This window comes from Globicatella sp. HMSC072A10, from assembly GCF_001811625.1.
Classification (GTDB): Bacteria; Bacillota; Bacilli; order Lactobacillales; family Aerococcaceae; genus Globicatella; species Globicatella sanguinis.
In genome coordinates this window covers 1-5,580 of the sequence record NZ_KV805800.1, presented here as the reverse complement: position 1 = coordinate 5,580, position 5,580 = coordinate 1, and the positions used below count along the sequence as shown (strand labels likewise).

General features: G+C 35.2%; 6 protein-coding genes. 2 read left to right on the top strand and 4 right to left on the bottom strand.

What is annotated here, in order from left to right; translation table 11 throughout:
• A partial coding sequence (locus tag HMPREF2811_RS09310) for a glutathione S-transferase family protein (RefSeq protein WP_246829845.1) occupies positions 1–602 on the bottom strand: 602 nt, incomplete at its 3' end.
• 330 nt (positions 603–932) lie between these two features.
• Between HMPREF2811_RS09310 and HMPREF2811_RS11145 the strand changes: the two genes are divergently transcribed.
• Together HMPREF2811_RS11145 and HMPREF2811_RS11780 are read left to right on the top strand one after the other, a co-directional pair.
• Positions 933–1,136, top strand: a complete 204-nt coding sequence (locus HMPREF2811_RS11145) for a hypothetical protein (protein WP_246829844.1) — start codon at positions 933–935, stop codon at positions 1,134–1,136.
• 907 nt (positions 1,137–2,043) lie between these two features.
• Positions 2,044–2,583: a DDE-type integrase/transposase/recombinase gene (locus HMPREF2811_RS11780; RefSeq protein WP_256388715.1), complete on the top strand. Its 540-nt coding sequence runs from the start codon at positions 2,044–2,046 to the stop codon at positions 2,581–2,583.
• A 237-nt stretch (positions 2,584–2,820) separates the two neighbouring features.
• Here HMPREF2811_RS11780 and HMPREF2811_RS09300 read toward each other — a convergent pair whose 3' ends face one another.
• The 3 genes from HMPREF2811_RS09300 to HMPREF2811_RS09290 all read right to left on the bottom strand — a co-directional run bounded on the left by HMPREF2811_RS09300 (position 2,821) and on the right by HMPREF2811_RS09290 (position 5,416).
• Complete coding sequence (locus HMPREF2811_RS09300) at positions 2,821–4,665, bottom strand: heavy metal translocating P-type ATPase (RefSeq protein WP_071409091.1); 1,845 nt, start codon at positions 4,663–4,665, stop codon at positions 2,821–2,823.
• Positions 4,666–4,680: 15 nt separating this feature from the next.
• Entirely contained in the window at positions 4,681–4,902 is a 222-nt protein-coding gene (locus HMPREF2811_RS09295; protein ID WP_006419103.1) for a cation transporter, read from the bottom strand.
• 145 nt (positions 4,903–5,047) lie between these two features.
• Positions 5,048–5,416 carry an ArsR/SmtB family transcription factor gene (locus tag HMPREF2811_RS09290; RefSeq protein ID WP_071409090.1) on the bottom strand — a complete coding sequence of 123 codons (369 nt, stop codon included), beginning with the start codon at positions 5,414–5,416 and terminating at the stop codon, positions 5,048–5,050.
• Between the last annotated feature and the right edge of the window lie 164 nt (positions 5,417–5,580).

The following is a 5,580-nucleotide window of genomic DNA, read 5'->3' as shown; positions in this document are numbered from 1 at the left end:
TCTGTCGCAAAACCAGCTTTATAAACACCGTTATTGATATTGGGATATACATAGTCATCCATTTCTTTGATTTGGTCACGCAATTCTTCTGGATAGTAGTCGCCTTCTTTAGCACCAATTTCATCAAAGGCTGAGTTTAACATCAACATGATTTCAGATGATTCGTTGTTGACGATGGTGTCTTTTTTCTTGTCATATAAAACAGGTACCGTTACTCGACCAGTGTACTCAGAGTCAGCATGTGTATAGACTTGATATAAGAAATCAGCGTTCAAGATTGGATCAGGAATGACACCTTGGTCTGGTGCAAATGTCCAACCGTTTTCTAACATGATTGGGTTTACGATAGAGATTGAAATCATATCTTCTAAACCTTTTAATTTACGCATCATTAGAGTGCGACTAGCCCATGGACATGCTAGTGAGACATATAGATGGTAACGGCCAGCTTCCGCTTTAAAGCCACCTTCACCAGTCGGACCTGGTGCACCATCTCTTGTAATCCAATTTCTGAATTGTGAATCTTTACGTACAAAACGACCACCTGTTGATTTGGTATCATACCATTGGTCTTTCCAAACACCGTCTACTAATAATCCCATAATACATCTCCTTTTAAAAATAATAATCAGGTTCAAACTATCTATTTCTATTGTAATATAATCGACGACATATCTCACGCATTAGGGTTTGGTTAGGCTAAAAGACCGAATAACTCAAACACGAACTATAGAAAATTAAACAAAACGAGATGACTAACCATTAAAAGTTAGCGAGACTTCACTACGCTAGATAAAAATTTAACCAAACTATATTGGCTATGAATAAGTAATAGCGAATAATACAAGCGCTATAACTTGCATTTCCAAGCTAAATCCTACCAATAGGACTTTTTAGAAGACAATTTACACGATTTCTAATAAGAATAAATCATGAAAAGATGCTTATACATTGCGGTACGAAGCACTTCAAGCAACGTTACCCCTAGTACCCGTGAGCGAAATAGTGTTAAGATTAGCGTCAATGAAACAATTGATGACACATTTTACCATCCAGAAAATCGTCTTCCCACTATTTATATTGCTGGTTCAAACGGTAAAGGGCCTACTGTTAAAATGCTAGCAACTAGTTTGTAGCTAGAAGGATACAAGGTCAGCCTATTCACTTCACCATCGTTGCATGAATCATTCTAGCAATTAAACTTTGAACAGCTGTACTAACAATTTAACACTATTTTCTCCCTTATCTCACAAGCTGTGTGTAAACTCCCACAATACATAAATATTTTCACATCCATTTATCAAAAAAAACCTGATATTCCGCTTTCACTCCCCAGTAAAACTGCTATATCAAGGCTTTTCAATCTATTAAATTGTATCAGTTGCCCGTTATCATTTTCCCACCTTATCACACCAATCGACCTGTTTCCACATACCAACCCATTTTTCCTCGGCAAATCATCTTGTGGATCAAATTTTCTACTTTTCAAGCCAAAAACAAGGTCTCTAGAGATTCATAAATGCACAGAAACCCTGTCGTTATGAGGTTTATTCCTTTATCTTTTCAATCAATGCCACAAACTCTGTATGTATCGAGTATAAGGAATGGATTGAATTTAGTATGTTGGGTAAATAGTATAGTTTGAAAATCATCTAATTTCAGCTCGTGTTAGAGGATAATACATATGTGACAAAAAAGATAAAAAAATACAATAATGCCCCAACAGCCCGACGTTACGGAACAAGTCGTCAAAACGTAAAACGTTGGTGAGATCGTTATGATAGTAGCTGGGACAGCTTACGTCCTTTAAGTTGTCGGCCACATTCTCATTCAAGACAACACACGGATGATGAATTACATCTCATCAAGCGTACTTATCAAAGCTATGGACATGAGGGGCTCGCTGAAGTGTATGTTCAATGTTAGCGGAAAGGTTACCAACGGACGTATGAATCCATGTGTAAAAAAATTCGCCAACAAGGGTGGAATAAAGTCACTGAAATTCAACAACGACGCTCCCCTAAATCACGGTGAAAACCAGATATTGTCACTTATCCCGGTCAAAATGTTCAAATCGATATAAAATACGTCCCACAAAGTTGTATTGGTTTTGATAGTAAAGGCAAGCGCTACTATCAGATAACCGCTCTAGATGAATATAGTCGAAGACGCGTATGTAAGATTGTGGATGAAAAAAGCGTCACAAATACAGCGACATTTTTATTAACACTAGAAGAGGAAATGGGTTTTAACATAACCACAGTTCAAACGGATAATGGATCAGAATTTACGAATGAGATGCTTAATACGAATAATAAAAGTATCTTTGAACAGATATTAGATTACAAAGGGATAAAGTATCAACGTACACGCCCTTATTCTCCGTGGCAGAATGACAAGGTAGAACGAAATCATCGTGAGAATAGTAAATGGTATGAGAAACAAGTATTTGCATCGGAGAAACACTTGATAAAGAGCCATCAAAGGTATGTGAGCCGTGGAAATAATATACATTGGAAACAGTTAAAGTTTATGAGTCCCAACGAAATGATAGAGGCATATTTTTCTAACAGTGTTGCTTAGTCGTCGCAAAGTCTATCTCATCTTATCACTGAGTCAAGGTACGCTGACGCTTTGCTCCTTGACACAGTGATTAACGATGAGATTCAGAATATTTACGACTAAGGAAACACCAGAAATTAACCTGCTTGTGTCACATATGTTTGACAACTCTAGATTTATAGTTTTTGAATTGAAAAATACCCCTTGATTGTATCGTCAATTATCGATATCATTCAAGGGGTGAATAGGAAAAATAGTTTATAGATTCTTTACATTCAAAGCTCTAAAAGCATTTAATACTGCAATGATAGTTACACCTACATCTGCAAATATAGCTGTCCACATAGTAGCTATTCCAAACGCACTCAAAATAAGAACAATTATTTTTATTCCAATTGCAAATACTATGTTTTGATGTGCAATTTTTAGTGTCTTTTTAGAAATCTTCATCGCAGTAGCAATTTTCGATGGCTCATCAGTCATAATCACAACATCAGCAGCTTCAATGGCCGCATCAGAACCTAAACCACCCATTGCTATTCCAATGTCTGCACGAGCTAATACAGGTGCATCATTGATTCCGTCTCCAACAAAGGCAAGTTTACCTTTTTTAGATTTTTGCGAAAATAATTCTTCTAGTTTTTCAACTTTGTCTGCTGGCAACAGTTCTGCATAAACCTTATCAAGACCAAGCTCTTTAGCAACTTTTGAACCAATACTTTTATTATCACCTGTCAACATAACTGTTTGTTTAATATTAGCTGCCTTAAGTTCCTTGATTGCTTGTGCTGAATCTTCCTTTACCTCATCGGAAATTACAATGTAACCTGTATACTTGTTATTAACAGCAACATGTACAACAGTACCGATCAGCTCTCCCTTGAAATAAGGGATATCCATCTTTTTCATAAGTTTGATATTTCCTGCCATAACCTTTTTGCCATCTACTGTTGCAATAACACCATGACCTGATATCTCTTCTACATCTGAAATACGTCCATTGTCTATTTCTTTGCTATATGCACGTTTCAGTGAAAGTGAAATCGGATGATTGGAATAGCTTTCCGCATGTGCAGTTAATTCTAGTAGCTCTTCTTTGGAAACTCCTTCTGGATGAATTTCCTGTACATTAAATACACCTTTCGTTAGTGTTCCAGTTTTATCAAAAACAACAATTTCAGTTTCTGCTAATGCCTCTAAATAATTACTACCCTTGACTAAAACACCTTTTTTTGAGGCTCCACCTATTCCACCGAAGAAACTCAAAGGAATTGAAATAACTAAAGCACACGGACAGGATACCACAAGGAATGCTAGTGCTCTATATATCCAAACACTAAAAGTCGCCCCGTCTATAACAAGAGGCGGTATAATAGCTAGAAAAACTGCAATTATAACCACAACCGGTGTATAATATCTCGCAAACTTCGTAATAAATTGTTCTGAATTGGATTTTTTACTACTTGCATTTTCAACTAAATCAAGAATTTTACTTACAGTAGATTCTCCAAATTCCTTGGTAACCTCTGCTGTAATAACCCCATTAATGTTGATGCACCCACTTAGGATATCACTTCCAACTTCTACTTCACGAGGAACAGATTCGCCTGTTAGTGCCGATGTATCAATCATTGAACTTCCCTCAATTACCTTGCCATCAAGAGGAATTTTTTCTCCTGCTTTAATTACAATAATATCTCCAATTTGTACTTCATCTGGGTCAACCTTGACAAGTTCATCGCCTTTTTTAACATTTGCATAATCTGGTCGAATATCCATAAGGCTTGCAATTGACTTTCTCGACTTGCCAACTGCATAGCTTTGAAACAGTTCTCCAACTTGATAAAACAGCATAACTGCAACACCTTCAGGATACTCACCAATAAAAAATGCACCAATTGTTGCAATACTCATTAAAAAGTTTTCATCGAAAACTTGGCCTTTAAAAATATTTTTTACAGCTCTTTTTACAACATCTCCACCTACAATAATGTAACTTATTATAAAGAGAGCAATCTGTAACCATTCGTTATTTAAATTAAGCAATACTGCTGTAGCTAACACGGCTGCACCAATAATTATTCGCCATAGTCGTTTTTTCATACTAAATCGCCTCCTTTAAGCCTTTTTCATAGTTGTATCGGGTTCGATTTTTTTAACTATTTTTTCGGCCTCTGCTATTATTGTTGGCATTTTTTCATCCTCACCATCAATAGCGAGTTTTGTGGTCATAAAGTTAACAGTAGCTTCTTTCACTCCATCAAGCTCATTAATAGCCTTTTCCATTTTTGCCGCGCAATTTGCACAATCTAAACCTTCAAGTATAAATTTCTTTTTCATTATTAAATCCTCCTAAATATTATTTGTAATTTTATTTTGAATACTACAAGTCTTTTTCAAATTTTCTTGAAGCATTGCTCATTTGAAATGAAGACTTAAATATATGCCCAAATATCTTCAAAAAATATTCTATTCTACCGCATTACTACTTCTCGTTGATATGAATTAGACCTTGGTCAAATATTTCTCTTACATGATCATCAACTAATGAATAATATACTGCTTTGCCTTCTTTTTTGTTTTTCACTAAATTAGCTTGTTTTAAGACTCTCAGCTGATGGGAAATTGCTGATTGTGTCATGTTAAGTAATACAGCGATATCACAAACACACATTTCAGCTTCATTTAAAGTCCATAATATCCTGATTCGTGTTGGATCTCCAAATACTTTAAATAATTCTGCTAGATCATAAAGGCTTTCTTCTTGAGGCATTTTATCTCTAACTTGATTTACAATATCCTCATGAATTACATTGCAGTCACATCTTTCAATTGAATTAGATTTTTTAGTCATATTATCACCTCTTTTTAAATCATTTCATCTGAACGATTGAACAAATATTCATACGTTGTATATTTATTTTATTATTGTTTTTCTCTTGTGTCAATAGTTATATGAGCATTTATTCAAGTGTTTTTTATATTATTTTGATTGTCAAATTAAGCTAGAATTTTTTC

Bases quoted from the DNA above. Each gene is read 5' to 3' on its own strand.
- HMPREF2811_RS09290 (WP_071409090.1), bottom strand. From the start codon at position 5,416: ATGACTAAAAAATCTAATTCAATTGAAAGATGTGACTGCAATGTAATT.
- HMPREF2811_RS09295 (WP_006419103.1), bottom strand. From the start codon at position 4,902: ATGAAAAAGAAATTTATACTTGAAGGTTTAGATTGTGCAAATTGCGCG.
- HMPREF2811_RS09300 (WP_071409091.1), bottom strand. From the start codon at position 4,665: ATGAAAAAACGACTATGGCGAATAATTATTGGTGCAGCCGTGTTAGCT.
- HMPREF2811_RS11145 (WP_246829844.1), top strand. From the start codon at position 933: ATGAAAAGATGCTTATACATTGCGGTACGAAGCACTTCAAGCAACGTT.